The sequence below is a fragment of the Bariatricus sp. HCP28S3_A7 genome, from assembly GCF_052066375.1.
Classification (GTDB): Bacteria; Bacillota; Clostridia; order Lachnospirales; family Lachnospiraceae; genus Allocoprococcus.
Genome location: NZ_JBQHSG010000008.1, coordinates 81,591 through 107,516, shown reverse-complemented (window position 1 = coordinate 107,516; position 25,926 = coordinate 81,591). Strand labels below are relative to the sequence as shown.

General features: G+C 42.0%; 26 protein-coding genes. All 26 read right to left on the bottom strand.

Annotated features, from left to right (window positions below; genetic code table 11):
- Nucleotides 1-54 precede the first annotated feature (54 nt).
- A complete protein-coding gene (locus tag ACTNA4_RS07705) occupies nt 55-390 on the bottom strand; it encodes a hypothetical protein (RefSeq protein ID WP_441029470.1) in 336 nt (111 codons plus the stop codon).
- Nucleotides 391-897: 507 nt separating this feature from the next.
- Nucleotides 898-2,037, bottom strand: a complete 1,140-nt coding sequence (locus tag ACTNA4_RS07700) for a hypothetical protein (RefSeq protein WP_441029467.1) — start codon at nt 2,035-2,037, stop codon at nt 898-900.
- A gap of 289 nt (nt 2,038-2,326) precedes the next feature.
- On the bottom strand, nt 2,327-2,629 hold the full coding sequence (locus ACTNA4_RS07695; RefSeq protein WP_441029464.1) for a hypothetical protein: 303 nt from the start codon (nt 2,627-2,629) through the stop codon (nt 2,327-2,329).
- Nucleotides 2,630-2,677: 48 nt separating this feature from the next.
- Nucleotides 2,678-3,862: a MerR family transcriptional regulator gene (locus tag ACTNA4_RS07690; protein WP_441029461.1), complete on the bottom strand. Its 1,185-nt coding sequence runs from the start codon at nt 3,860-3,862 to the stop codon at nt 2,678-2,680.
- Nucleotides 3,863-3,891: 29 nt separating this feature from the next.
- Nucleotides 3,892-4,806, bottom strand: a complete 915-nt coding sequence (gene rfbD / locus ACTNA4_RS07685; protein ID WP_441029458.1) for a dTDP-4-dehydrorhamnose reductase — start codon at nt 4,804-4,806, stop codon at nt 3,892-3,894.
- Between the two features lies 1 nt (nt 4,807).
- Entirely contained in the window at nt 4,808-5,842 is a 1,035-nt protein-coding gene (gene rfbB / locus ACTNA4_RS07680; protein WP_441029455.1) for a dTDP-glucose 4,6-dehydratase, read from the bottom strand.
- A 14-nt stretch (nt 5,843-5,856) separates the two neighbouring features.
- Nucleotides 5,857-6,432, bottom strand: coding sequence for a dTDP-4-dehydrorhamnose 3,5-epimerase (gene rfbC, locus ACTNA4_RS07675; RefSeq protein WP_441029452.1), 576 nt, complete (start codon nt 6,430-6,432; stop codon nt 5,857-5,859).
- Nucleotides 6,432-7,319, bottom strand: a complete 888-nt coding sequence (gene rfbA / locus ACTNA4_RS07670; RefSeq protein ID WP_441029449.1) for a glucose-1-phosphate thymidylyltransferase RfbA — start codon at nt 7,317-7,319, stop codon at nt 6,432-6,434. Before rfbA ends, rfbC begins: the two co-directional genes overlap by 1 nt.
- Nucleotides 7,320-7,513: 194 nt before the next feature.
- Entirely contained in the window at nt 7,514-7,681 is a 168-nt protein-coding gene (locus ACTNA4_RS07665) for a DEAD/DEAH box helicase family protein (RefSeq protein ID WP_441029530.1), read from the bottom strand.
- A 474-nt stretch (nt 7,682-8,155) separates the two neighbouring features.
- A complete protein-coding gene (locus tag ACTNA4_RS07660; RefSeq protein ID WP_441029446.1) occupies nt 8,156-9,310 on the bottom strand; it encodes an acyltransferase family protein in 1,155 nt (384 codons plus the stop codon).
- Between the two features lie 670 nt (nt 9,311-9,980).
- Complete coding sequence (locus tag ACTNA4_RS07655; protein WP_441029443.1) at nt 9,981-10,304, bottom strand: helix-turn-helix domain-containing protein; 324 nt, start codon at nt 10,302-10,304, stop codon at nt 9,981-9,983.
- A gap of 313 nt (nt 10,305-10,617) precedes the next feature.
- A complete protein-coding gene (locus ACTNA4_RS07650; RefSeq protein WP_441029440.1) occupies nt 10,618-12,087 on the bottom strand; it encodes a lipopolysaccharide biosynthesis protein in 1,470 nt (489 codons plus the stop codon).
- Between the two features lie 50 nt (nt 12,088-12,137).
- On the bottom strand, nt 12,138-12,308 hold the full coding sequence (locus ACTNA4_RS07645; protein ID WP_441029437.1) for a hypothetical protein: 171 nt from the start codon (nt 12,306-12,308) through the stop codon (nt 12,138-12,140).
- 517 nt (nt 12,309-12,825) lie between these two features.
- Nucleotides 12,826-14,001: a CDP-glycerol glycerophosphotransferase family protein gene (locus tag ACTNA4_RS07640; RefSeq protein ID WP_441029434.1), complete on the bottom strand. Its 1,176-nt coding sequence runs from the start codon at nt 13,999-14,001 to the stop codon at nt 12,826-12,828.
- Nucleotides 13,998-14,876, bottom strand: a complete 879-nt coding sequence (locus ACTNA4_RS07635) for a hypothetical protein (RefSeq protein ID WP_441029431.1) — start codon at nt 14,874-14,876, stop codon at nt 13,998-14,000. The genes ACTNA4_RS07640 and ACTNA4_RS07635 overlap by 4 nt, the downstream gene beginning before the upstream one ends.
- Nucleotides 14,877-14,878: 2 nt before the next feature.
- Nucleotides 14,879-15,928, bottom strand: coding sequence for a glycosyltransferase family 4 protein (locus ACTNA4_RS07630; RefSeq protein WP_441029428.1), 1,050 nt, complete (start codon nt 15,926-15,928; stop codon nt 14,879-14,881).
- Between the two features lie 19 nt (nt 15,929-15,947).
- Nucleotides 15,948-16,931: a glycosyltransferase family 2 protein gene (locus tag ACTNA4_RS07625; RefSeq protein WP_441029425.1), complete on the bottom strand. Its 984-nt coding sequence runs from the start codon at nt 16,929-16,931 to the stop codon at nt 15,948-15,950.
- 15 nt (nt 16,932-16,946) lie between these two features.
- Entirely contained in the window at nt 16,947-17,804 is an 858-nt protein-coding gene (locus ACTNA4_RS07620; protein ID WP_441029422.1) for a glycosyltransferase family 2 protein, read from the bottom strand.
- 44 nt (nt 17,805-17,848) lie between these two features.
- Nucleotides 17,849-18,424: a serine O-acetyltransferase gene (locus ACTNA4_RS07615; protein ID WP_441029419.1), complete on the bottom strand. Its 576-nt coding sequence runs from the start codon at nt 18,422-18,424 to the stop codon at nt 17,849-17,851.
- Between the two features lie 12 nt (nt 18,425-18,436).
- A complete protein-coding gene (locus ACTNA4_RS07610; protein WP_441029416.1) occupies nt 18,437-19,672 on the bottom strand; it encodes an O-antigen ligase family protein in 1,236 nt (411 codons plus the stop codon).
- A 12-nt stretch (nt 19,673-19,684) separates the two neighbouring features.
- A complete protein-coding gene (locus ACTNA4_RS07605) occupies nt 19,685-20,755 on the bottom strand; it encodes a glycosyltransferase (protein WP_441029413.1) in 1,071 nt (356 codons plus the stop codon).
- Nucleotides 20,756-20,781: 26 nt separating this feature from the next.
- The gene (locus ACTNA4_RS07600; protein ID WP_441029410.1) at nt 20,782-21,195 is read right to left on the bottom strand and encodes an adenylyltransferase/cytidyltransferase family protein; all 414 of its coding nucleotides are present in this window, start codon (nt 21,193-21,195) and stop codon (nt 20,782-20,784) included.
- Between the two features lie 17 nt (nt 21,196-21,212).
- On the bottom strand, nt 21,213-21,983 hold the full coding sequence (locus ACTNA4_RS07595; RefSeq protein WP_441029407.1) for a glycosyltransferase family 2 protein: 771 nt from the start codon (nt 21,981-21,983) through the stop codon (nt 21,213-21,215).
- 446 nt (nt 21,984-22,429) lie between these two features.
- Complete coding sequence (locus tag ACTNA4_RS07590) at nt 22,430-22,621, bottom strand: hypothetical protein (protein WP_441029527.1); 192 nt, start codon at nt 22,619-22,621, stop codon at nt 22,430-22,432.
- 985 nt (nt 22,622-23,606) lie between these two features.
- Nucleotides 23,607-24,593, bottom strand: a complete 987-nt coding sequence (locus ACTNA4_RS07585) for an NAD-dependent epimerase/dehydratase family protein (protein WP_441029404.1) — start codon at nt 24,591-24,593, stop codon at nt 23,607-23,609.
- Nucleotides 24,594-24,605: 12 nt separating this feature from the next.
- A complete protein-coding gene (locus tag ACTNA4_RS07580) occupies nt 24,606-25,856 on the bottom strand; it encodes a nucleotide sugar dehydrogenase (RefSeq protein ID WP_441029401.1) in 1,251 nt (416 codons plus the stop codon).
- Nucleotides 25,857-25,926: the final 70 nt, after the last annotated feature.

Below are 25,926 nucleotides of genomic sequence, written 5' to 3'. Positions count from 1 at the left end.
TTTTGTTGAAATATTTTCCACACGGCTTCAATATTAGCTTTTCAGCTACCAGCTTTATTTCAACTTCTCCAGAATCTCAGCCGCACTTACTCCATCGGCCATCAGCTTCTGAATCATCTCTTCCAGTTCAGCTTTCTTCGCTTTCTCAGCTTCCGCAGCATCGAACGCTGCCTTCTGCTCTTCCAGCTTTGCAAGCTCTTTTTCTACGGCTTTCAGATCCGCCTTCTTCGCTTTCAGGTCGGCTTTGAGAGCAGTCAGATTCTCTTCGAGGGAAGCGATCTCAGCTGTGAGATTCTCTTTCGCCGAGGTTTTCTCAGCGATGAGGGTATCGAAGTCATTAGCTGGGATGGTAACCTTTGCTTTATTCTTGGAACCCTTGGGACGCGGCATAGATGTACACACTCCTATTTGAAATTTTAAGTGTATTAAGTATATAGCGGGAACTGGCAAAAATCAAGATGCAGTATTGGTATCTCCCGCATATATTCCACACATTTTTCTCAATTTGATATTGGGGTGTACATACCAATATGCCGAATCGGGCCTGATTTCCATCATGCGTTTTGTAGAAATACGGACAATCCTCGTTTTGATTCTACACTTTGCCGTATCAAAAACTGATGAAATTCTCAGTTTGGGTGCGGGAGATCAATCATCCTTGTCTTACTGATGACATAACACTTCGTTCAAAATCTTTAAGTTTTGCCCTTTCCTCCATAGAGTAGTTTCTGGGTAACATAGGATTTATCGGCATCACAATCTTCCCATTTCTTCGAACCTTAACTGTTTTACATAATACCTGTGCAGATTTTTCACTTTTTCTTCCCATTGACGTTTGATTTTTCGCTTTACCATTCCTTGAATGCATAAATGTCACCTTTACATAATACTATAAATTTATGCCGACTTACCTAAAATAGTTTTAGAATATATCAATTGTAAAAACCCTTGAGGCAACTCGTCGAGACCATTTATTCGATCAATCCAATTTGAATCCAATGTATCAAGATAAGTAGCATATTGCTGTGCTAATGCAAATAAGAGTTGCGCGGATTGTGTGTCAAATACTTCGATGTTTTCTTGTGTATTTAAGCAATCACAACATAAATATCCAAAGTATTTATATGTTCCATCTGTCAATTTTGTTCTTATCGAGACCACAATTGCACAATTATAATATGCATCAAAGTCGGTATGTTCGTTCATATAGTTTCCACTATTTTTCTTTGCATTATTTATTATGAAATGGTCTTTCTTCAAACAATGCACAAAATCAACGTTTCCATCAATTGTGTAGTATGCCTCTCCTATTTCCCTCTCATGTTTATCATATGTCTTTTTATCCCTGAATGCTGTGTACACAACAATTTTATTCCTTCCGTTTTCTTTTGAATAATAAGGTTTATCAAATAGTTTTATAGTTGCCGAAACACTCTTTTTCAATCCCTTTGCTGCCAGATATGCCTCTTCAATTGCTACTAAACAATTCAATAAATTGCTAGAATACCGCTTATACACATCGTACAATCCAATTGCAAATTCATTAATGGCGTGATGGATTTCTCTTTGCAGAAGTTCTGTATCTTTAATTTCACTACTTTGAAGGGTTTCCAACATACGATAAGAACGTTCAGCAATATCTGGTATTCGCGTACAAAACTCGTTATTAAGCTTACTAGCATTTTTTTGATTTACGCTAATAACTTCCATCTTTCGAAGTACATCATTCAGTCTTTCTGTAGCTTCTTTTTCTTGTACTTCCAGACTCCGTTGAAGTTCTTGATTCTTTTCTTCTAGCGCCTTTAGACTTGATTGCAAATCTTCCAAATTACGATTCTTCTTCTGTCTATCAAATAATGACCACGACCAAATAATTGCTACAAGCAGTTCTGCTGCGAGTAATCCAATAAATATTGATATAAATCCATTTGTTTCTGTCCTAAAAGCAGATACAACAGAGGCCACAGCACCTAATGCGCCGATAATCCACCCCATTACATCACTGAATCCAACCTTTAGTCTTTTTCCTTGCTTCATTTCTGTTCTCTCCGTACTATAATATTAGATATTAGATATTACATAATTACAACGAATTGGTTTCCTATTCCTATGACTCGTAGCATTCTATTGTATATTTTCGGTGTAATCACATAATTGATAACAGAACTTATATCGCTTCATTTATCATCCAACTGTTAAGTCGGTTCATTGGAATTTCCTGCTGGAAAATACATAGATATGTGGGAAATTCGAGCAACGCAGGAGCCAGTTCATGCCTCCTATTTATTAAATCGCGTTTCTTTCCCATTGGCAAGCACTATTATTCTCACAAATCACTGTACAGTTCTTCCTGATACATGCCATCCTCAATCAGCTTCTTAAAGCTCTGCACAACAGACTCCTTGTCTTCCTTATAGGTAACGCCGAACCACTTGTCCTTTGTCTCCAGCACCTTCACGGTATATTTACCATCTCTCAAAAGGCCACCGATATGGGTTGGCAGCAGATACTCTGCTTTCAGAGGATTCGTCTTTACATCATTTTCAAAGAAATCCTTGAAGCCCTGCTCCAACACATCCAAATATGCGGGCGTACATCCTTCCTTAGCCGGGAATCCCCAGAAGTTCATATCTGACCCTAGTATGATTCCTTCTCAAGGACAGGGCCTGTGTTAAATTTACTTCACCGTAGTAATAAATGCTCCGGCATCCTTTGTGATTGCAAAACCACGATCTGTTTTTTTCTTCACGAAATTATAAAAATCATGATACTTATCAACAATATATCGATTCTGATTTCCATGGCATGACAGAATGTATGCAATTAAAGGCTCTGGCTTTGTGACCGTCAGGCTGTCTTCAAATTGCTGCCAGCTCACCTCTGAGAAATACTGTGATAACTGCGCCCCGCCATTATCTTTTCCAAATTTATCAAAGAGTACATCGGCAGATAAAATAATCCTATCATCGAACTCCCGCACCAATTTGCTGACCTCCTGCATGTGCCTGCTACTGTAGGTACTGCAAATCATTCTTCCACCAGGCTTCAATACACGTCGAATTTCGGAAAAAACCTTTTCTAAATCCTCGCAATAGAACAGCATATGATTGGCGATCACAACATCAAAGCTTCCGTCTTCCGCATATATATGATGGGCATCCATCACCTGGCACTGAATGTCATGATTCAGCTCCGCCAGCTTTTTACCGGTTTCTCTGACGATACCATCGGAGATATCTGTTAATATTATCGAGGCATTATCTGGAATCAGATTCACGTTCTGGGTCCAGAGTGATCCGTCACCGCACCCCAGTTCCAGTACCCTCTCGCCGGGCTTAATATCCGCCATCCGGTAAAGCCAGGGAAACCATCCCTCTTTGTTTTCAGAGTATGCACTATGCAGATGGATGCGTGCGGAAATATTGGAAGAATTAACATATTGTGTTTTTAGCTTCTGTTCTAATTCATTCGCATTGGAAAGTCTCAGCATTTCACTCCAGTTTACTTCCCTGCTTTCCAGAATCGCTTCTCTTGCTTCCTGAATTGATTTTTTCATCAGAATCATCTGTTCAATGTGCTCATCCAGCAAACTCGTCTGCATCTGTAAGGATTCCAGCCAAAAATCCTGGTCTGTTCCTCTGACTGTCAGCTCCTTAATATCAGAGAGAGGGAAGGAAAGATATTTCAAGAACAATATCTGCTGCAATTTTGCAAAATCATTATCCGTATAATATCTCGTTCCATTCTCTGCCACGTGGGAGGGCTTCAGGATATTCTGTGCATCATAATAGCGCAATGTTTTCTTCGTCACATGAGCCATTTCAGCAAACTTACCGCTGGCATAATAACCATCTTTTTTCATCTGTACCCTCCTTTCATTCCGTCAGTTTTTTACAGTTTTGCCTCTTCTAGGTATCTTCTCACCGCATCCTGCCATGTCGGCAAAGGCTCAAAACCATTTTCAATCAGCTTGCTCTTATCCAGTCTGCTGTTTACCGGTCTCACAGCTTTAGATAATCCATACTCTTCAGTCGTAACAGGAACCACTCTGGTCTTCAATCCATACTGCCGGTAGAACTCACAGCAGAAGTCATACCAGGAAATATACCCACCCTCGTTGGTGGCATGGTAATAGCCGTATTTCTCCGTCTCGCACATATCCACAAGTAGGCGTGCCAGGTCGAAGCAATAGGTAGGTGTGCCAATCTGATCATTGACCACCCGAACTTCATCATGGGTCTTGCCCACATTGATCATGGTCTTAATAAAGTTCTTACCGTTCAGACCGAACACCCACGCGATACGGACGATGAAGTACTTCTCCAGCGTGTTCGCAACCGCCAGCTCCCCCTCCAGCTTGGTCTGACCGTAGACGTTCAGGGGCTTATAGTCCTTGCAATCCGGCTGCCAAGGCTCCGTTCCCTGGCCATCGAACACATAGTCTGTGGACAGATATAGCATCTTGCAATTCAGTTTCTTGCAGGTATCAGCAATGTTCTGGGTACCGCCTGCATTCACTTTTCTAACAGCTTCTACCTTATCGTCATCTTCTGCCATATCCACAGCAGTCCATGCAGCACAGTGGATCACCGCATCCGGTTTGACAGCTTCAATCACCTTGGAAACCGCATCTTTATCTGTGATGTCCAGCTTTACGTAGTCCATTCTGGTAACCGCGCTACCATCTGCGACACCTACATAGGTATCTGCCATATCAGAACCGACGCCTTGATGACCTCTTTTATTCAATTCATTCATGACATCATGGCCCAGCTGACCATTAACGCCTGTTACAAAGAACTTCATATCAATTTCTCTCCTTGTAGTTCTTCTCAATCCAGTTGAGGTATTCTCCACTCGTGCATTCTTCAGTCCACTTTCTACCTTCTTCTGACAGGTACCAATCGATGGTCAGCACAATACCATCCTTGAACATGGTGGTCGGTCCCCAACCAAGCTCTTTATTTGCCTTTGCAGGATCAATTGCATATCTCTGATCATGTCCATGACGGTCACCAACATGTGTAATCAGACTTTCAGGTTTACCCAGCTTGTCCAAGATAATCTTTACGATTTCGATATTTGCTTTCTCATTGTGGCCACCGAGGTTATAAACCTCACCAACACGGCCCTTTTCAATGACAGCGAGAATTCCGTAGCAGTGATCCTTTACATACAGCCAGTCACGGACATTCAGACCTTCGCCGTAAACCGGGAGCGACTTGTCATGAGTGGCATTGTGAATCATCAGAGGGATCAGCTTTTCCGGGAACTGATATGGTCCATAGTTATTGGAACAGCGGCTAATCGTCACAGGGAGACCGTAGGTGCGGTGATATGCAAGTACCAACAGATCTGCAGATGCCTTACTGGTGGAGTAAGGAGAACTTGTATGCAGAGGAGTATCTTCATGGAAGAACAGGTCAGGCCGATCTAATGGAAGATCACCGTAAACCTCATCTGTGGAAACCTGATGGTATCTCTCAATTCCATACTTACGGCAAGCATCCATCAATACAGCAGTACCGAGGATATTGGTCTCCAGGAAAATCTGAGGATTTGTGATGGAACGGTCAACATGAGATTCTGCTGCGAAGTTTACAACGATATCCGGCTTTTCCTCTTCAAAAATCTTCTCGATTGCAGCTCTGTCTCTGATGTCTGTTTTGTAAAACTTATAATTTGGATTCTTCAGCTCTTCTTCAATGGTGGAAGGGTTTGCAGCATAAGTGCAGACATCCACATTCAGGACTCTATATTCAGGTCTTTCTGCCAGCAGAAGTTTGCAGAAGCAGTTTCCAATAAAACCAGTACCACCGGTTACTAAAATAGTCTTACTCATATCTCTATCTCCCATTAACAATTCTCGTTGTAAATAAACTGATTATCAGAAGTATCAAGTGTTGGGCCAATCATGTCCTTTTCACTTAATATCGGTTCAATACCATTCAGCAGACTGCCCCAATCTACATTGACCTCAGGTGCATCGTATCTCATGCCGCCCTCTGAAGCCTTGTTGTAAACATTGTCACACTTGTAGCGGAACTCAACGTCATCTGTGAGTGTCAGAAATCCGTGTGCAAATCCACGAGGAATAAAGAACTGTCTGTGGTTCTCCGCTGATAATTCAACAGATACCCACTGTCCAAAGGTCGGACTGCCTTTACGAATATCTACAGCAACATCGATGACAGTACCTTTCGTGCAAGACACTAATTTTGCCTGAGCGTAAGGCGGATTCTGCCAGTGAAGACCACGAAGGGTTCCTTTCTGAGCAGAGAAGCTCATATTGTCCTGGACAAATTCTGTGGTGATACCGAGTGCCTCATACTTCGGTTTATTGTATGTTTCAGTAAAATATCCACGGTGGTCACCGAAAACATCCGTCTCGATAATTAACACACCTGGAATTTTTGTCTCGATTGCTTTCATTACCCTCTTACCTTTCCTTCTGCTACAGCCTGCAGATGCTTTCCATATGGACTCTTCCCATAACGTGCAGCGGACTCCAGCAGTTTTTCTTTATCAATCCACTCATAACGGAATGCGATCTCCTCCGGCGCGGAAATCTTGATCCCCTGTCTCTTCTCTACCATCTGGACAAAATCAGCTGCTTCCACAAGGCTATCCATTGTACCGGTATCGAGCCATGCAAAGCCACGACCAAGAAGCTGAACATCAAGACGACCTTCGTTCAGATACATCTCATTCAGCGTTGTGATTTCCAATTCTCCTCTTGCGCTAGGCTTCACTTCATTCGCCTTAGCACTTACACCTGCAGGATAGAAATACAGACCTGTTACAGCATAGTTGGATTTCGGATTCTGAGGTTTTTCTTCAATGCTGGTAGCATGACCATTCTCATCGAAAGCAACCACACCGAATCTCTCCGGGTCTGGAACGTAATATCCAAACACGGTAGCACGGTTGTTTTCCTCAGCATCAACTACAGCTGCTTTCAAAATCTTACTGAAGCCATTACCATAGAAAATGTTGTCACCAAGAACCATTGCTCCGGCTTCTCCATTAAGGAACTCCTCGCCAAGGATAAATGCCTGTGCCAGTCCATCAGGACTTGGCTGAACCTTGTATGAAAGATGAATGCCGTACTGAGAACCATCACCAAGAAGTGCCTCAAAACGAGGTGTGTCGGTAGGCGTGGAAATAATAAGAATATCCTTGATACCTGCAAGCATCAATGTGGACAGTGGATAATAGATCATCGGCTTATCGTAAACAGGCAGAAGCTGTTTACTGGTAACCATGGTGAGAGGATAAAGTCTGGTGCCGGAACCTCCGGCAAGAATGATACCTTTCATAGTGTTGATGCTCCTTTATATATATATATATATATATTGATTTCTAATGTACTCTTTCGTTACACTTATCACATATACATCATACACTATGCCCCAAGGTCACACTCAACACTTATTTTTTCAAAAAATTATACAAAAATTTAGAAAGCTTTTTCCTGCTTATGGTCATATCACACACATAACTACGGCAAGCATCAAACCAGTAATACGAGAAAGGTAGAGTCCGGATTATCGGCAATGAGCTGATAAGCTATGTAGGACCTCCCAAGCCCGGTCGGGTGGACAATACATGCCCTGTTGGCTTTTTTGAATGATTTGATGAGTGCCTTGTAGGCTTTAAGGTTATGTTCCAGGATTTGCATTTTTTTCTCTTCCCTACTCTTCTTCACTACTTTTCATCTTCCACACCAATCTACCATTTCCTCATACCAACCTAACCCCACAAAACAATAAAAGAGCAAAAAAAGAGAAAGAAGAAAGAAGGATAAGAAGAATAAAAGAATAAAAGAAGACAAGAACACAACCAAACACAACAATAAAAAAGCGCGGGGATGGGTTTTTAGTTGTTTGGTGGTGTTTGGATTGTGGTTTTTTAGTTGTTTGGATTGATATTTGCTTAGGAAGCACAAAATCAGGTAGGTGATTGGGTAGAATCAGGTATGGCAAGGTGACGAAAATCAACTATAACTTCAAATCCTCACGCTACATGATAGTAAGGTGGAAGTGAAGATTTGAAGTTTAATTGCACAAAAGGCACCCGGATAGTTAGCTCTTGCTTCGAATTTGGGATATCAATGAAAATCAATTATTGGAGGAATCCAGTTTTATAAAATCGCCTAGAGCAAAGTTGTTCTAAATCTGTTTTGGCGAGCTTTCAGCCTATCTTCAACAAACCTATAAAGAAAAGTAATCAGGATTGTAAAAATGGTGATTAGAGCCACTAGAATTAGAAGCGCCCATTCGCTGTTCCATCCATAATTTTCAAATACAGTGCCAATCAGCATTCTTACTGGATAGTGAAATAAGAATAAATACATGCTGATTTTTCCAAGATTGACCATTAGTTTTGTACTAAGACCATCAGATAACTTACCTCTACCACATGCAAATACATAAAGGAAAATAATGCATAGTACAATGTCAAGAAATCTCAATACTCCTTTATCAAATGGAATGGAATTTCTTCCAAAGAAATAGGTAATTGCTATCGCAGAAATAAGTAATTCTTGCCCGCTGCCCATCTGAGTTTTTGACTCTTTATATAAATAACCAATACACATACCTATAGCTAAATACCAGCACCTAATGAAAGGATGTCCATACCTTAAATCGTTTAAAACAGATAAGTTGTTTTGTATTAGTAAGGCACCAGATGAGAGTGCTAAAGTAATTACAACAAAACTACAAATCATGATGAGAGCTTGACTTTTATTTCTAATTTTGTCCACAACGCTCAAGAGCCAAGGACAAGCTATATAGCAAATAAAAATCGTGGATAAGAACCAACATACGCCATTAATACTGTGACTAAATATTGTCATACCTGTAATGGATTGAAATAATGTCAGATCAGTAATTCCAATGATAAACAATTTTGGTAATGTTTTAATCAAACCATCCGTGGTAAAACATACCCATGCCATGCCCAAAAGAAGAGACACAATATACGCTGGATATATCTTCTTTACTTTGGCAACTGCAAATTCCAGTCCGCTTTTTATTGAGCACTCAGGTCTTTTCGAACTAAAGTAAATACCAAATCCAGACAGCATGAAAAAGTAATCAACTGCTAATGTTGGATTATGTAAATACGTGTTGTAGAAATCTCCAAAGATTTCGGATTCACCGAGAAATTCTAAATGGGACAAGATAATTATGCAGCACATAATAAATCTTAATCCTTCAAGCTGAGGTATACGCTTGCTTGCTTGCCTGCTTGCTTGCTTGCTTGCTTGCTTGCTTGCTTGCTTGCTTGCTAAATTGTGTTCCATCTTATTCTCCCTTGTCAAGTTTTTTTGCAAAATATTTCCCTATAGTTTAGATTAGCTGTATCGTGGAATCTGTGGTTTTCTAATTATTCAGTAGAATTCTATTCTTAAATCTTCACGCAACATGATAGATAGTAAGGTAGAGGTGAAGATTTGAAGTTAAATTGCACAAAAGGCACCTGTGGGTGAGGTAATCACTTTGCTCAGTAAAATAGTAAATAAAAACTGAATTCAAAGTAATGATTTTCTCGCCTCGAATTCAGGAGGTCATGTTCAACTTATATTTGGTCCCGATTTCTTCGTCAGAAGCAATAATTAACACCCCCGAGTTTTCAACCAGAATTTTTTATCCGATATCAGATCACGTCTTATTTAAGCCGTTTTTTGATGCAAAAAATGTCAATTATTTTGATATTATACCTAGCGTATTCTAACGGTTTATAATTTAATAGATTCGGAGGTGCACCATCATGTCTATCAACCTGCGTGAATTCAAAAAACTTAAAGGTTCTTACTTCTCTGTTATTGTCATCGCCCATTTCAACTGAGAAAACAGTGTCTGATCTGAGAAAGTTGTGTCCGTGATGAGAATGAAGTATCTTTTGCTGAATTATGTACATAAGAGTTTTTAAATATAGATTATTTTCTATTCTGTTTCCTGATGGATCTGATCTCAGATTTCTTTTCTGATCTCCGGGTGTTTCCATAGCCATTCAATCATACGATGATTCACTGGATCATCTTTTTTTGTTTCTTCTCCATGCAGTAACCATTCCACTTCAACTTCTAATGCTTCAGCTATGTCCTCTGCCCTGTTTTCTTTCAATCTGTAATGACCATTTTCTGTCAGGCTTATCTGTGAATCGGCTATTGATGTCAGTTCAGATAGTTGTTTCAATGTTTTACTCTTCTCAAGTCTTGCCTGTTTCAGTCTGTTTCCTACCAGTGTTTTCTGCTCATTTATACTTGGCATTGATACTGCCGTATTGATATCCATGTCTCCTTCAAAGTATTCAGGATTAACATGTTATACTTCACACACTTTATTAATGAATTTTTCATCTGGTGTTACCGTCTCCACTTACATACGTTTGATATGAGTTGCTGTGCATCCTAATGGTTTCGTAGAAGCTACTGATGCAGTGTGAATACAAATCTCACTTTATAAATAAAGAGAAGCAGCGATCATAGACTACATAAGTATACAGTATTTATTAGCATAAATATGCTATATTATTATGTCCTCTATAACTGAGGACACTGTTTTATCATCAGGACACTAGATTCTCATTTTTCTTGGGCAATAACAATTATTTCCTCCGTTTCGTTATCATATGCAAAGCCGTGTCTTTAATATACACGAAGCTTTCCAGCTTGAACGCAAGGGACAGCGCAATATAGCTTGCAAAGCCTACCATAATTTGAAGTATCAGCTGGACAAGAACCGTAATCATCAACGCCTCACACATACGACCGGTCAACGCCACGATCCCCGCCATCATAGAAGAAAGAATGATGGCCGGGCCAATATCCTTTAATTGCTCAAGATAGCTATAATTCAGAAGCTTTTTGTTAGGTGTCGCATTGACAAAGGAGCGAATAAAGGATGCTACTACATTTCCAACCGCAATAGCATACACTCCGTAACGGACCGAGATCAGCAGGACAATGATCGCAACAGATCTTTTGATCACTTCCATCCGAAAATACAGATCACTGCGTCCGATGGCCTTAATCGCTTCCAAATTTGCCGTCTGCATAGGCTGTAGCAAATAAAAAAGGCAATACAGTTGCAAGAATGGAACGCAGGGCAGCCATTTGTCAGTCAGCAGCAATCTGACTACCGGCTTTGCCGTGACCATCAATCCCAGCAAAAGTGGCGACAGCACATAGGAGCTTACTTTGATCGATCTGCGCGTCATTTGCAGCAGCCTCTCTCTTTCTTCCTGATGCTTTGACAGCACCGGGAAAAGGACACCGCTAATCGCGGTATTGATATTGACAACGATCAAATTCGGCAACTGCTTTCCCTTAGAATAATAAGCCAGATCCTGAGAGCTATATACCTTGCCAATGATGATATTGGAAAGCTCATTGCAGAAATTGTAAAGCAGATTTGATAAGATGATATTGAGTCCATATCGGAACATCGGTTTCAATCGTGTCACAGAAAATACGGCCTTGGGACGCCATTTGACTGTAAACCAAAGCACCATCGTATCACAAAACGAGTTAAACAGATACTGCGCTACTAATGCCCAAATACCAAATCCGCTGACCGCCATTATGATACCAACAGCTGCGGAGCCGATCGTTCCGATGATTGTTGAAAAAAAGAACCTTTTAAACAACATATTTCTGGAAACGAACGCCTGCTGTATATTGTTCACGCCTGAGATCGGTATTTTTAAACCCAGTACTCGAAGCACCGGCGCAAGGATTGGCATCTTATAAAAGGCTGCCGCATACGGTGCAGCTAGCCAGATAAAAATATACAGTAGTAGCGACAATCCGACATTGAAAAAGAACATTGTCGAAAAATCTATGTCGTCTGCATCTGTTTTTTGGATCAGGGCATTACCGAAGCCGCTGGTGACAAATACATTCGCAATCGTAATAAAGGACATCACCAGTGCAATCGCACCGTAATCAGACGGCGCCAATATTCTAGCAAGAACGATAGAAACGACAAAGGTGACCATCTGTGCCAAAATACGTTCGCCAAAGCGCCATGACAATCCTGCCAGTACTTTCAATTTTTCACTTTGTGTCTTAGCCATTTTTTCCCTTCTTTCGACAAGAATCGCCCCTTTATTTCTTGGGACATTCCTCACAAGCCCTTTTCGTCACAGCTGCTGCCACAAAAGACAATCAGGATCAGGACCGCTTTCGTCCCTCTGATCAAAAGTGTGTCTAGATAATCTTTGAGTATATATCGGATCGTAAAATAATCCAGCCAATTACGGATCGGATACTGGAGCAGAAATACATACATAGACAATGCACTTGCCTCTTGAACCCATTTCGTGCATAGTAATATGGAGATTCTTCCTTTTTCAATGCGCAGCACCACAGCAGAACGGCACAAAACATTACATCGACCGCACGAAGACTTACATACGGAAACGGCATGATGCCGCGAACAAAAAACCTCCAGATTGCAAGAATCGTGGAAACATATTCAGCCCATGCATTTGCACTACATCACTAGCTGTCTTGGCATTGGAGATACAGAGCGCCTAGTAGCATTCCCAACAAAACATAAAAGGCACGTATATTCGGCGATCCATATACCAAATGATTAAAAGCAGTAACTGCTTCTATTTTCTGAATAATCGCGCTAAGCCCTAAAATTCCAGCATAGACTATTCCTATAGCCACCAAAATCTGTTTATCCTTCAGCTTATTTACCACTACGCAGCAGGAACGGTGCAATTAAATAGATGATAAACAATGTTGACAAAAAACCAAGCCACGCCATTGATCACTGTCGCAAACGAAATCAGGACCGTGGCAGACTACAGTAGCTTAAAATATTTCAACAGGCGCTTTGCGGAATTTCCGTCCATATGGTCATGAAACTTCCGGCATAAAACCTCACGCTCTTTCTTAAACGGGTCGCGTTCTTGCTGAATATCACGCAAAAAGACCTCAAAGCTGTGCTTATCGCGGATCTTATGTCCCGGCATATAAGAAAGCGGGTCGTCTACCAGAAAACCAACGCCATTCGAATAACTTTTCAAATCGTTCAATTCAAATCCGATCGGACGATTTGTCACCAGATAATCCAAGTACACCGACGAAAAGTCCGTGATCAATGCATCACTGCACGCAAGTAGCGAATAGACCTCGACATTTTCTTCTCTCAATTTTTGATTCGTCCATGTCCAGATATTCGTCAGCTCGCATTGAGGCACATATCTCATGTCCTGATGCGGATGATACTTGATGATCAGGAGCATATTCAGCTCTTGCAAAAGACGGTTCAGGTCTTGGATAAAGCTATTGTCCAAAATCGACATATCCAACTCGGTTTCCATATCCTTGCGGTCAACATTGGTAACATCGATATGCTTAAACGTGGGCATCCATAAAACTATCTTATCAAAACGCTCCAAGCCAAAAGTCTTCTTTGCGTCGTCCCCTCCGTTTATAAGGAGATCGTTACGCGGAAAGCCCGTAAGAAGCACCTTATCTCTTCCTCCCAAAAATGCTTTGCATCGGAGGTCTGCTGCAAAATCGGAGGTGCTTACAATATGTGTATTATAAGCTACCTTCCAGAACTTGCCTCGGCTATCCTTGAGAGGAGTACCATGGGTCAAAAAACATCTTACCTGAGACTTTTTGTAATAACATCCCAACGGCTTGTGTGTATAAAAGCAATAGCCCGCTTTCGCATTATAATACCAATAGTTTAGTTTATCCTTAAAGGACATCGTTCTATCGCTGTAATAGACAAATTTCACATTACTTTTTTTATGCTCTGTGAACTTTTCCGGATGTTCCACCATCCAAACCAGCTTTAGCTTTTCCACTCCTGTCTGCTTGAGCAATTCATCATAGAGTGCCTTTGAATTGTCGCAAAAATCCGAAGTGCTTTCAAACAAGACCAATTTTTGATCGGTAGGCAACCAGAACAGTGGATTCCACTCTCTCCATTCTCTTTGCAACTTATTGATAATTTTTTTTATCATTTTCGTGCTCCCATAATCCCCTCGCGGTAATCCTTGAACCCTTCCAGCATCGCACCGATCTTCTGCAGCTTTTTCTTTTCGCTCAGCACGAGCTTGGCATAGTAGATCATTCTTTTTTTCCTTGCAAATTTCACCGCGTCCTTGTGCGCTTTAAATTTTCTTTTAAAATGAAGATTGTTCCTCATCAGATAATAGTAACGGTTCACAGACAAGTTCGTAAGCCCGTGCTTGCTGAGCGTATTTGCCTTGATCGGTTCACCGATCTGCTGTACGATGATACAATCACCAAATACCTTCAGTTTATACCCCAGAAGCGCGATCTCATAATCCAAATCGAAATCCACAAAGGCAATAAAATAATCATCCAGCGGAAATACACGATCCAGCAGCTTCAGGTTCAAAAAATTGCCCGAAGTAATGTGAAACTTCGGCTCGGATACGATTCCTTTGGGGCAAACCGATTCGGAATACTCCGTACCCTGCGCGCCTACATATCGTTTCACAAAATTTGCCGCATAAATCGCCGTGCAGTCTAGCTCATGATCCTGCTCGATTTGCTGTTTCATATAGAGCATCCCCTCAGTGGAGAACTCTGTATCCTGATCCATGGTCAGCAGGAAATCGCAATGATCCGCCAGCGAGCGTACATACGCTTTGTTCAAAACGCAGGAAATGCCATCATTATGATCGTTGAAGATATATTCTACATTATCGTAATCGGCAGCCTTTTTTTCGATCCATTCATTACGCTGTATAGAATTATCATACAGATATACACAATCCATACTCTTTGCGTATCGTTCCAGCTGCTTTGGGAAATCCCGCTCAGGATTATAAAGGATCACAACACAGCCATATTTAAATTGCACTTTCATTTTTACCACCCAAGCCCGATCATCTCATTTTTCATATCTGCAAACACCTTGGAGGAACGGAAACGCAATGATTTTTCATAGTTTGCTTTCCCCATCGCAGTAAACAATGCTTTGTCCTCTAGCAACCGCCTGATCGCTGTTTCAAAACCAGACTGATCCCCTGTTTTGAAGATTAGTCCGTTCACGCCGTTAACAACAATCTCGCTATTATAGCTAATATCGCTTGCCACCACCGGCAGACCAGCAGAAAATGCATCCAGCAAAGAAGCAGGAAAGCCTTCGCGGATATGCTTGGATGGGAACAGGAATCCGTCATACTCACACAGCTTAGCCGTCACCATTGCATTTGGTAGAACACCGCAATATTGCACGCCGCACTTTTCATCCAAGCTGCCGATATCTTCTTTTGCATCCTCATCCACTGGTCCATAGATATCCAGGCAGACCGGATATCCTTCTTTTCGAAGCTCCTTGATCGCACGAATCGCCATATCCACGCCCTTGGTCCTGCACACTCGAGCCAAAAATACAAAACGTATATCCCTACCATCATCCTTTTCTCGGTCAATTGCGGTGCATTTGATGGGCTTGTAGTCATTATCCGGCTTAAAATTGGGAAACCAAACGGTATTGTGAATCCCTTCTTTACCCAAATTCTTTGCAAGCCCCTCTATTTCCACAAAAATCTTGTCCGCGCACTTCAGGGCATTTACCATAGCCTTGTCGTGCCATTTTTTCCCGGTATGCAATTCATTGATCAGATAGCCATTTATAGAAATGATCACATAGCGATAATCCTTCAACAGCTTTTTCTTTAGGTACGCAATCGGCAAAAGGATGCTCCGCCCGCGGGAGGACACCGCAATGATCGCCGGCTTTTTGCTCATGCAAAACCCGCCGTAAACCTTCAATGCTTTGCCAGGATTCATATTGCGGGTGTCCAACACAGTAATACGATAAACATCTCGTATATTCTGTAATGTATAGGTATTTTTGATGCCCGGTCCCATTGTCATATCAATCGGCCCGATAAAGTCTACTGCTTTCATCATGCCTTCACCATCCTATAGCTCATTTTCTTAGTACGCAGTGCAGACCGTCTAATAATGTCCACGCTTTCATTCGAATCAGCTTGTTTTCTACAAGAAGTCGGATACTTTTAGTTTTAAAAACCATGCAATCCTTGCAAAAAACCGAATCCGTATAAATCTGGATCATGCGTTCCCTCTTTTTCTGCTTGTCCATAGTACGCAACGCATACATTTGATTAACATACGAAACGATTTTCGAAAAAAAGAACAGTCGATACTCCACTGGAGGCAGCTCACGTCCAAATACAACGCGTAGCGTCTTCCAGCAATTCATTACCGCTTCAAAGCCATTTTCGTGAAACCGTGTGTTCAGGCTGCCATGAGATGAAATTTCATATGTATAAACCTTTTTCGCTTGCACGGCGATTTCTTGCGCTCTGTTGATCGTCTGCAGCACAAATTCAATATCCTCATAGATGGAAAATTCTTCACAGAATCTAATCCCATGCTGCACCAGCAGATCACGCCGAAACACCTTACTCCACGGAGAATGAAGAAGCCATTTGAAAAACAATTCCTTGAATTTCTCCTGCATAAAACGGTCCTTGCTACCGCACCAATCCGACTGGGGTATAATATCCTGAAGCTGCGCCTTGTCAATAAAGTGCTGTGTGTATCCCGATATGATCAGATCGACCGGATGGGCGCTTAACTTTTTATCGTATGCTTCAAGCGCGTCCGGTACCAAAAGATCATCACTGTCCAAAAAAATGATATAATCTCCCGTCGCGGTCTCTATGCCAAAATTACGGCTTCTGCTCACACCGACATTTTCTCTGTGGAACGGCTTGATCCTTGCATCACGCCCGGCATACTCATTGCAGATATCGCCGGAGCCGTCCGTGCTTCCATCGTTTACAAGGATCAGTTCCCAGTTTTCATAGGATTGTCCCCGCACTGACTCTATGGTCGCTCTTATATTTTTTTCTGCATTGTAGACCGGAACAACGACACTAAATTTCATAACGAGCTTCTCCACTTAGTAAAGTCCAAATTTTGCGCCAACACGAAGCAACACCACATCCAAATATTTTAAAATATTGAAAGCGCTCCTTCTCTTTTCTTGTGCTTCCCAAAAGCTAACTCTCCGTACCATTATGCGATATAAAACAGGATGCTTTTCCCAGTGCAAGTTTTCAAACACTTCTTTATTGGAAGCATACATTACCGCATGATTCTTACTGGCATTTGTATCATTGTCGCAATGTATGTATAGCTTTTGGGGATTCAGTGCAAATTTACATCCATTCTCAAGCATATCAAGCCACAGCATAAGATCGTCTGCGCCATTGCTTTTAAACGTATATTCTGTCCAGTTTTTGGGGATCGCAGATTTCCGAATAATGGCCTGCCCCGGAGAAACGATCGGATTCGTCACTGCACAATACGCAAAAATGCTTTTACAGCGCTTTTGCATATTTCCGTTGCTGTATAGCTCTTTTCGTTCGCAATTTGACGCTTCCACATAGCCGTTACAGATCACTACATCTGCCTGGTCTTCCAGAAGCTTTTTCATCTGCGAGCTCAGAAACTCTTCTGCAATCTCATCATCCTGATCCAAAAAAAAGATATACTCGCCGCATGCAGCCGCCAGTCCCTGAAGTCTGGTGCGGTGGATCCCCATATTGACGGCATTATTCACAATCCTTAATGTAAACGGCACCTCTTTTTCTGGCGCAGCGATGGTATCCGCAGGAGAATCATTCACCAGCAAGACCTCTACCTCGCTTATTTCCTGCTCATTGAGATTATTAACATTACGGCTCAACATCGAATACAGCTTCTCTAGGTATTTATTTCCATAGTAGTACGGAATGATCACCGAAATAGAAACCATACGATCCCTCCATTCTTCAAATCCTACATTGTGCAGCCATACCACTACACGCTCATATCAAACAAATCCCTGCAAAGATTTTTATGGGAGTTATTATTGCTTATTTTTTTAGCTGGAACTCCTCCCCAAGTAGTGCCGGGCTCGGTGATCGACTTTATCACCACGGCGCCCGCGCCGATCGCAACATCATCCGCAATCGTGATATCGCCAATAATTTTGGCACCGCTTCCAATGAAGCAATTTTTTCCGATCCTTGCTGCTTTGGTCTGTCCGTCGGTCGCCCCAATATTTACACCCTCATGGATACGACAGTTTTCTCCTACTCTGGCCGCAGGGTTGATCGTGACCGTGCCATAATGTGCGATAGATAATCCCTTGTCAAAAACATTTACAGGGATATAAAGTCCATATTTGACGCCCAGCTGATGCAGTCTGTATTTATACCACAGCTTTGCCAGAATGTTTTTACTGCAGTTTTGATAATACTCGCATTTCCGAAGCACGATTTGATATTTCCATAAATCATCAGAAAACAGCTTTGGCCTTTTTGCATTTTTTCTGTACAATGCGATCTTATCCTGATACATATATTCATAAAGATCTTTCTTGGATGTGATCATATCATTTAACCTCTATTCCCTATACTGATCACGGGACGCTCCGACCAATATGCCCAGCAGCATAAATTCTGTCTTATAATAATAGTGGACGATAAAGCCGTGCGAAAGCAAAATACATCCAATTAATACAATACATAAAAACGCCCGATCATTTTTACAATCGTCAAGCCCTTCTGCGTCCGCAATTTTTCTGAATCTGCTAAATCTTTTTAGCAACGTAATATGTATCCCATAATACAGCATTGCGCCCAAAACGCCCAAGCCGCTCAGCAACTCCATATAATTATCGTGGCAGAAGGTGTAGTAGCCCGTAATTTGCTCACGAATATAATAACCAATGCCACCCAGTCCGATGCCCCAAATCGGCGATTGTGTGAAATAGTGAAACGCCAATCGCTTCATTTCCAGTCGCTCCTGAGTAGAATTTTCCGTGGTATTTTTTCCGCCCGTGGTTAAAATATCCACCAAAGACTCTATTCGCACACCTACAATAGAATAAATCAAGTCATTCGTCATCACCACATGGTAAACAACAATGAGCAGGACAATTAGTATTGCAACAGCCATAACAATCTTGATCAATTTTTTAACTGTGAGCTTCCCTCGCAAATTAAAATATCCATAAACAGTCACACTTCCGAGAGTAATCAGCATCAATCCTGTTCTAGAACCAGTTAGCAAAATACCATAAAACAAAAGAAGATACAGGATAGAATAAAAGACCCGATATTTACCAATACTTTTAAAAATATAATAAATTGCACAAATCGCCGAAAATGCCAAATAAATTGCTGCCGTATTTGCGTTGCCAATTAAATTAGTAATACGGTCACCCATATTAATATCTGCATGAAACAGCATATACAGCGTTGCAACACCACCTGACCATGCAATCGCCTTCAAGCAGCTTTCAATACGGCCAGCAGTATTGAGGTGATCACATATCACAAAGAAAAACAAATAGTTTAATATCAACGTATTCGACCGTGTCATTGTTGCACTGGGATAAACGCTGTATAGAATAGACAGGCAAGACAGCGCTACAAAACCACCTAGCATTATCAGAAATACTTTATTGTATTTCACTTCCACTTCAAACCGCCTGACAAGCAATTCAAGAGCGATAAACGCTGCGATTGCAATATTTGTAAGCACGTTGCCTCCGGTAGCAGTCTGAAAACTAAACGTATAAACAATAAAAATCAGTGCCAAAAAATAATATTGCACTATATTTTTCTGATAAATCATACCCTTCATTCCTTAACACCTATCATATATTTTCAGATATTGGTCGCACATAATTTCCACTGAAAATCTATTCGCTCCCTTTCGTGCATTGCGCCGCATATTCACATGCTGCTCGTTTGTCATAGAAAGGAGTTTTGCTAATCCTTTTTGCTGGGAATCCAGATCCGGCGCCACAATGATCGCCGATGTGTGATCTACCATATCCGGAATACCGCCCACATTTGTGGTCAGGATAGACATTCCCGTACCCATTGCTTCAATCAGCGTGATCGGCATGCCTTCCCATGCGGAAGAAAGCCAAAAAGCATCATTTTCATGCATCAATTGATACACTGTGCTTTTTGCACCGGACAGTCTAACTCTTGTTTCGTTTTTATCCTTTATCAGCTGCTCCAACATTTCTTTACGTGAGCCTTCACCAACAATCGTGACCTCTACGTTCACCTCTTTAGGCAATGTTGCAACTGCTTCAATAATGGTGTGCTGGTTTTTCTGCTCCTCCAGTCGACCGATATTCAAAATCTTGAAGGGGTCTTGCAGGACATTTGCGTCTTTCACAACACATTTTTTTAAGTCAATACCGTTATAGACCATCGGCGTTTGTTTCTTTGACAGCCGATAGACACTGCACATCGAGTCCTGCACTCGCGGGCTAATAGAAACCGGCGTTACCTTTTTCAATTTGTATATAAGTTGCCGAAGCTTTCTTCGCGATGCAGAAACCTCTTTCTCTGCCACATTATGCACTGTATGAACTATCCGGACCTTTTTCCCCACGGCTGCAAGCAGCACATATTCCAAAATATATAAATGTGTGTGAATAAATGCCGGGTGATACTTATCTATCAGCTGTCTGAATTTTCGTACCGACTGAATATCTGCGCCCTCTTTTTTGTCCAAGTAAATTACCGGGACACCTTGTTTTTCCAGTCTCTCTGTAATGGCAGATTCATAACGAAAAAAGCTAACAGCGTACACCATGTAGCCTCGCTTTTGCTGCTCGATTGCCAGATTTTCCGCCATGATTTCCGCACCGCCCAACCGAAATGCAGGCAAGACCTGAAATATCACCTTTTCGTCCATTATTTTCGTCCTCTCCTAATCTATTATTAGATATGGTTTTTGACATATTCCGTTAGCTTAGTAGACGAAATACCGTCTGTGTGGGGCAGATACACGATCTCAACACCAAAAGGAGCCAATTCCTGTTCAAATTGTTTCCACTGCGGCGTTCCCTGCCAGTCGCTGCCAACGAACATCTTCTGGAACTTATATTTTTTCCATGCAGCAAACTTATCCTTATCCACCTGCGGCACGACCATATCAACATATTTGATCGCCCTAACGATCTCCATGCGCTCCTGAAAATCGATCACTGGCTTTTTCTTTTTTTCGCGCTGTACTAGCTCATCCGTACTTACGCCAACGATCAAATAATCACACTGCATTTTTGCTCGCTTGAGAATATTCAGATGCCCGATATGAAACATATCGTATACACCCGTTGTGTAGCCTATAACCATAACGTCCTCCTGCTTGATCACTTCATAATGTAAATACGCTTAATGCTGGCATGATATGCCCAGCCGACCATACAATAGACCGACTTCCACAGTGGCAGTTTTTCTACATGCCGATACAAATACCATGTGCGCTTCATCGCATTGAACTTGTTAGAGCTCAGCGACTGCGGAACACGTCGATACTGTGTAAGCACCTCATTTTGTCCGTTGAATTTTACACCGTTTCGCAGCATCTGCAGCCATGTTGCAGAATCCTGACCGCGGCGAACATCCGGCATGACCAAAAGATCCTTGTCTACCATTTCCAGATCAACAATAACGCCGACTGTTTGAATGATCGTGTTGGACAGGAGCTGATCATAGGTGATCGTTTTGGGCATATGCACGACCTTATTCAGCTTTGTACCATCCGCGTCGATCTTCTCATAATCGCAGCAGCTAAATTCCACATGATTGCTAGTCATGAAATCGATTTGTCGCTCCAGCTTATTCGGCAGCCATACATCATCTGCATCCAAATAGGCAATATACTGCCCCTGTGAGCGCTCTAAAGCATGATTTCTCGCTTTGGCGGCGCCGCCATTCTGATCCAGCTTCAAATAAATAACACGATGGTCATTTTTTGCATATTTTTTTATGATCTCTGCACTGTGATCGGAGCTGCAATCGTCCGCCAACAGCATTTCCCAGTTGGTATAGCTCTGCTTTTGCACGCACTGGATCGTTTCTTCCAAATACTGTTCACTGTTATAGACCGGAACAATAATTGAGACTAATCCTTTTATCATAATTTCATCCTCCTACTATTTGACCACTATCTCTAACGATCGCATTTTTCCGTATTAGAGTCCGGCAAAAAGGGCCAAATTGCGTTCACCAAAAAGGGCCATTTCCGGCTTCCTGAAAAGGGCCAAAGCGAAATAAGAAGGCTTATCAATGGCGAGCTTATGCCGTGAAAACCGCTTTATAGTTGGGTGTTCTCCCTGCTACACTATTGTGCTCGGGTGTTGCCAAAGGGCTTTATTTTCTCCAGCAGAGCGCTTTTTGTGGGTGCAGGCTGTCAAGCGGATCGTGGAATAACGAAGCCATTAGAAACCTTTAGATAAGCAAATGACCCTTTTCTCCGGACTCTGAATGGTCCTTTTCAGCGGACTCTAACATCCGCATTCGATTAGATTTAACGGCATTTTCTTATATGGCAAACGGTAGCCGTTGTTTTTACCTGAAGAAAGCCTTATACCAAATGATCAATATAGCTTTCTGTAGGATTTTCTCTCGGAATTATTTTGCATGGATTTCCAACCACGACAGAGTAGGCGGGAATATCGCAGTTAACATATGCGTTTAGCGCGATCAGTACATCATTGCCAATCGTTATGTTCCCCACTACGGTGGAATTGATGCCCAACCACACTTGGTCGCCTATAACGGGAGTTCCCTTGCGTTTTCCTCTATTTTCTTAGCCGATCGTCACGCCTTTATGAATATTGATGTTCTTGCCCGGAACCGCAGACTTATTTATCGTGATATTATAAGGGTGTTCAATATACAAGCCCTTTCCGATTTGTACACTCCGCGGGATCTCTATCCCATGCATTTTTGAAACGAAACGATACATAAAGCGATAATAGTAACTCAAGTATTTATTTTTACAGGTGGTCACCCTTCTAAAATAATACAAAAAATTATAATACCATCTTTCTACCTCCCCCGTATTGAGCCAAATCGCTCTTCAATACTTCGTTAAAATCATTCATTCATGTTCATTATCCTTTCAATAAGTGTTTCCCACGATCCAGGCTACATCATCTCTATAAACCGTCTGAATAACTAATCGGATCGATCTTACGATATTCGTGATGCCTGTCCTTTGTCTGTTTTGTTACCTGCAAGCTTCGCTTTTGCGGACCGATAGCCATACTGCCATATCAACGGCAAGCCAATACCCACGATGGTATACGGCAGTCACAGCCAGCCCTCTTTATATATCACATGATACTGTGCCAATAGCAGCCTGTCGCTTTCGTTACAAAAACATATAGATACGATACGTATTTAAACGCCATAAAATGCAATCATATGATCGACATAACGCCTTCAATTTTCTCAATATATATCGGATAACCGTTTTGCCCGATTTTGCATTCTTGCTGTCCCCACAAATATCCAGATATCAAAAAAACTGCCATATGAATAGATAGATCCAATGTCGCACACTGTTAGAAACGGATGTATGCCAAAGACCATAAGCGCGACCACGATTCCTTTCATTACATCTATCTGATTATCTCTCGCACGGCTTTCCATCTCCCCTTACCCTCCATCAACACAAGGAGTTTTATTCATCCGACGCAATTCAGGCTTCAAAAAATCTCGCCCGATCTACAAACGCTCTACAGCCTGCAGTGATTTTATTCCAGCGTCTGCCGATCGCAATCTTCGAACCAGTCGACAAATGTTTCTTCAAAGGTATAGTGGAATTTATAGCCGCAAGCTGCCAGCTTTTTACCGCAAATGTTCGTAGAAATCATCAGCTTCTTGACTCTTGCAGGGTGAATACCGACAACCTTGCCACCAAGATGACCTACAACCCTTGCTACGCCCATCAGCAGCTTACCAGGGATAAGTGGTACCCAGGTCTTTAATCCAGTAGCGGATTCCATAGTCTGTACAATCTGTTCAATAGTAAAGGCAGGCTCGAATGTACAGTTCCATACACCAGTTTTTCCATTCTCCAAACTCCACAAGAAAAAGCGCACTAACTCTTTAACATAAATACAAGCCTTGATTGTATCTTTTCTACCTGTGTAGACGAAATAGTGGCCTTTCAGACCGCTATATAAGCGAGTCATATTTCCGTGTTCGCCCTTACCATAGACAATGCCAGGTCTAACGATAACTAGTTGTGCGCTGTTCTTATCTGCCCATCCTTGGTGGATCTTCTCTGCTACTAACTTACTTATCCCGTAAGGAGTATTTGGAGTAGGGAGGTTATCCTCACTCTTTTCCTCTTCAGCAGCACCGTATGGGGCGATACTAGAAGTGAACAACACCTTCTTGATGTTGTGCTTCTCACACCACTCTGTTACATTCTCTGCTCCTCTGATGTTTGTCTCGAAGTATTCATAGTCTTCATGCCCAGGAGTTCTATGTACAGCAGCCAAATTAAAAACTACATCATCTTCTGTAGTTTTAATCTCGTATTCAATCTTCTTTCTTACATCTATTCTTTCGTAGATAACCTCATCATTCTTCTCAACGATTCCAGGAACAACCCCTTCTTCGCCTGGCATGACAATATCTAAACAGTAGATATTATCTGTTGGATGTGTTTCCTTCAAAAGATGAATAAGATGTGTTCCAATAAATCCGGATCCCCCAAAAATAATGTAGTTCATAATCTTTTCTCCTCAATCCCTCTTAAAAATGTCTCTTGTATAAACCTTCTCAGCCACGTCTTCTAATTCATCACTATATCTGTTCGCGATAATCGCATCACTCATGCTCTTGAACTTCTCCAAGTCGTTAACCACGACTGAGCCAAAGAAGGTCTCACCGCCTTTCAGCGTCGGCTCATAGATGACCACAGTAGCGCCCTTAGCCTTAATCCGCTTCATAACACCCTGGATGCTGCTCTGGCGGAAGTTATCGCTATTGGACTTCATAGTCAGTCGGTACACACCCACTGTGGCGGGCTTCTCTTTGCTCTTGCTGTATTGGTTATCTTCCTCATACCCGTAGTAACCAGCCATTTTCAGCACACGATCCGCAATGAAATCTTTACGAGTTCTGTTGCTCTCAACGATTGCTTCAATGAGGTTCTCCGGCACATCTGCATAGTTAGCCAGTAGCTGCTTGGTGTCTTTGGGCAGGCAATAGCCGCCATAACCGAAACTCGGATTGTTGTAGTGAGTACCAATGCGCGGATCGAGACACACACCGTTGATAATCTGCTGGGTATTCAGTCCCTTCATCTCGGCATAGGTATCCAGCTCGTTGAAATAGGAGACACGCAGCGCCAAATATGTATTGGCGAACAGTTTCACTGCCTCCGCCTCTGTGAATCCCATGAACAGCGTGTCGATATTCTCCTTGATTGCACCTTCCTGGAGGAGTGCAGCGAACTCATGAGCCGCCTCCACTAGACGCTCATCCTCCATATCCGTGCCCACGATGATTCTGCTGGGATACAAATTATCATAGAGGGCTTTGCTTTCACGCAGGAATTCAGGGCTGAAGATGATGTTCTTGCTACCGGTCTTTTCCCGGATGCTCTTGGTATAGCCGACCGGAATGGTGGACTTGATGACCATAATCGCATTCGGGTTATACTCCATGACCAGCTTGATCACAGTCTCGACAGCAGATGTGTCAAAGAAGTTCTTCTGGCTGTCGTAGTTAGTCGGAGCCGCAATAACAACAAAGTCCGCATTGCTGTAGGCGAGTTTTGCGTCCAGCGTTGCGGTCAGATCCAGCTTCTTCTCAGCCAGATACTTTTCAATATACTCATCCTGAATCGGAGACTTTTTACTGTTGATAAGCTCCACTTTTTCCGGGATGATATCCACAGCATATACTTTATGGTGCTGAGACAGCAGTGTGGCTATCGAAAGGCCAACATAACCAGTGCCAGCAACTGCAATCGTGTAATTCTTCATCATTCTTCTCCTTGTCTGTCCCGGCGTGATCGAGAATATCGGTCAAACCGGGAATGTTTTATCTATGTTTAAT

What these genes read in the sequence shown, in the direction of transcription:
- ACTNA4_RS07705 (WP_441029470.1), bottom strand. Translation starts at nt 390, where the DNA reads ATGCCGCGTCCCAAGGGTTCCAAGAATAAAGCAAAGGTTACCATCCCA.
- ACTNA4_RS07700 (WP_441029467.1), bottom strand. Translation starts at nt 2,037, where the DNA reads ATGAAGCAAGGAAAAAGACTAAAGGTTGGATTCAGTGATGTAATGGGG.
- ACTNA4_RS07695 (WP_441029464.1), bottom strand. Translation starts at nt 2,629, where the DNA reads ATGAACTTCTGGGGATTCCCGGCTAAGGAAGGATGTACGCCCGCATAT.
- ACTNA4_RS07690 (WP_441029461.1), bottom strand. Translation starts at nt 3,862, where the DNA reads ATGAAAAAAGATGGTTATTATGCCAGCGGTAAGTTTGCTGAAATGGCT.
- rfbD (WP_441029458.1), bottom strand. Translation starts at nt 4,806, where the DNA reads ATGAAGTTCTTTGTAACAGGCGTTAATGGTCAGCTGGGCCATGATGTC.
- rfbB (WP_441029455.1), bottom strand. Translation starts at nt 5,842, where the DNA reads ATGAGTAAGACTATTTTAGTAACCGGTGGTACTGGTTTTATTGGAAAC.
- rfbC (WP_441029452.1), bottom strand. Translation starts at nt 6,432, where the DNA reads ATGAAAGCAATCGAGACAAAAATTCCAGGTGTGTTAATTATCGAGACG.
- rfbA (WP_441029449.1), bottom strand. Translation starts at nt 7,319, where the DNA reads ATGAAAGGTATCATTCTTGCCGGAGGTTCCGGCACCAGACTTTATCCT.
- ACTNA4_RS07665 (WP_441029530.1), bottom strand. Translation starts at nt 7,681, where the DNA reads ATGCAAATCCTGGAACATAACCTTAAAGCCTACAAGGCACTCATCAAA.
- ACTNA4_RS07660 (WP_441029446.1), bottom strand. Translation starts at nt 9,310, where the DNA reads ATGGAACACAATTTAGCAAGCAAGCAAGCAAGCAAGCAAGCAAGCAAG.
- ACTNA4_RS07655 (WP_441029443.1), bottom strand. Translation starts at nt 10,304, where the DNA reads ATGGATATCAATACGGCAGTATCAATGCCAAGTATAAATGAGCAGAAA.
- ACTNA4_RS07650 (WP_441029440.1), bottom strand. Translation starts at nt 12,087, where the DNA reads ATGGCTAAGACACAAAGTGAAAAATTGAAAGTACTGGCAGGATTGTCA.
- ACTNA4_RS07640 (WP_441029434.1), bottom strand. Translation starts at nt 14,001, where the DNA reads ATGATAAAAAAAATTATCAATAAGTTGCAAAGAGAATGGAGAGAGTGG.
- ACTNA4_RS07635 (WP_441029431.1), bottom strand. Translation starts at nt 14,876, where the DNA reads ATGAAAGTGCAATTTAAATATGGCTGTGTTGTGATCCTTTATAATCCT.
- ACTNA4_RS07630 (WP_441029428.1), bottom strand. Translation starts at nt 15,928, where the DNA reads ATGATGAAAGCAGTAGACTTTATCGGGCCGATTGATATGACAATGGGA.
- ACTNA4_RS07625 (WP_441029425.1), bottom strand. Translation starts at nt 16,931, where the DNA reads ATGAAATTTAGTGTCGTTGTTCCGGTCTACAATGCAGAAAAAAATATA.
- ACTNA4_RS07620 (WP_441029422.1), bottom strand. Translation starts at nt 17,804, where the DNA reads ATGGTTTCTATTTCGGTGATCATTCCGTACTACTATGGAAATAAATAC.
- ACTNA4_RS07615 (WP_441029419.1), bottom strand. Translation starts at nt 18,424, where the DNA reads ATGATCACATCCAAGAAAGATCTTTATGAATATATGTATCAGGATAAG.
- ACTNA4_RS07610 (WP_441029416.1), bottom strand. Translation starts at nt 19,672, where the DNA reads ATGATTTATCAGAAAAATATAGTGCAATATTATTTTTTGGCACTGATT.
- ACTNA4_RS07605 (WP_441029413.1), bottom strand. Translation starts at nt 20,755, where the DNA reads ATGGACGAAAAGGTGATATTTCAGGTCTTGCCTGCATTTCGGTTGGGC.
- ACTNA4_RS07600 (WP_441029410.1), bottom strand. Translation starts at nt 21,195, where the DNA reads ATGGTTATAGGCTACACAACGGGTGTATACGATATGTTTCATATCGGG.
- ACTNA4_RS07595 (WP_441029407.1), bottom strand. Translation starts at nt 21,983, where the DNA reads ATGATAAAAGGATTAGTCTCAATTATTGTTCCGGTCTATAACAGTGAA.
- ACTNA4_RS07585 (WP_441029404.1), bottom strand. Translation starts at nt 24,593, where the DNA reads ATGAACTACATTATTTTTGGGGGATCCGGATTTATTGGAACACATCTT.
- ACTNA4_RS07580 (WP_441029401.1), bottom strand. Translation starts at nt 25,856, where the DNA reads ATGATGAAGAATTACACGATTGCAGTTGCTGGCACTGGTTATGTTGGC.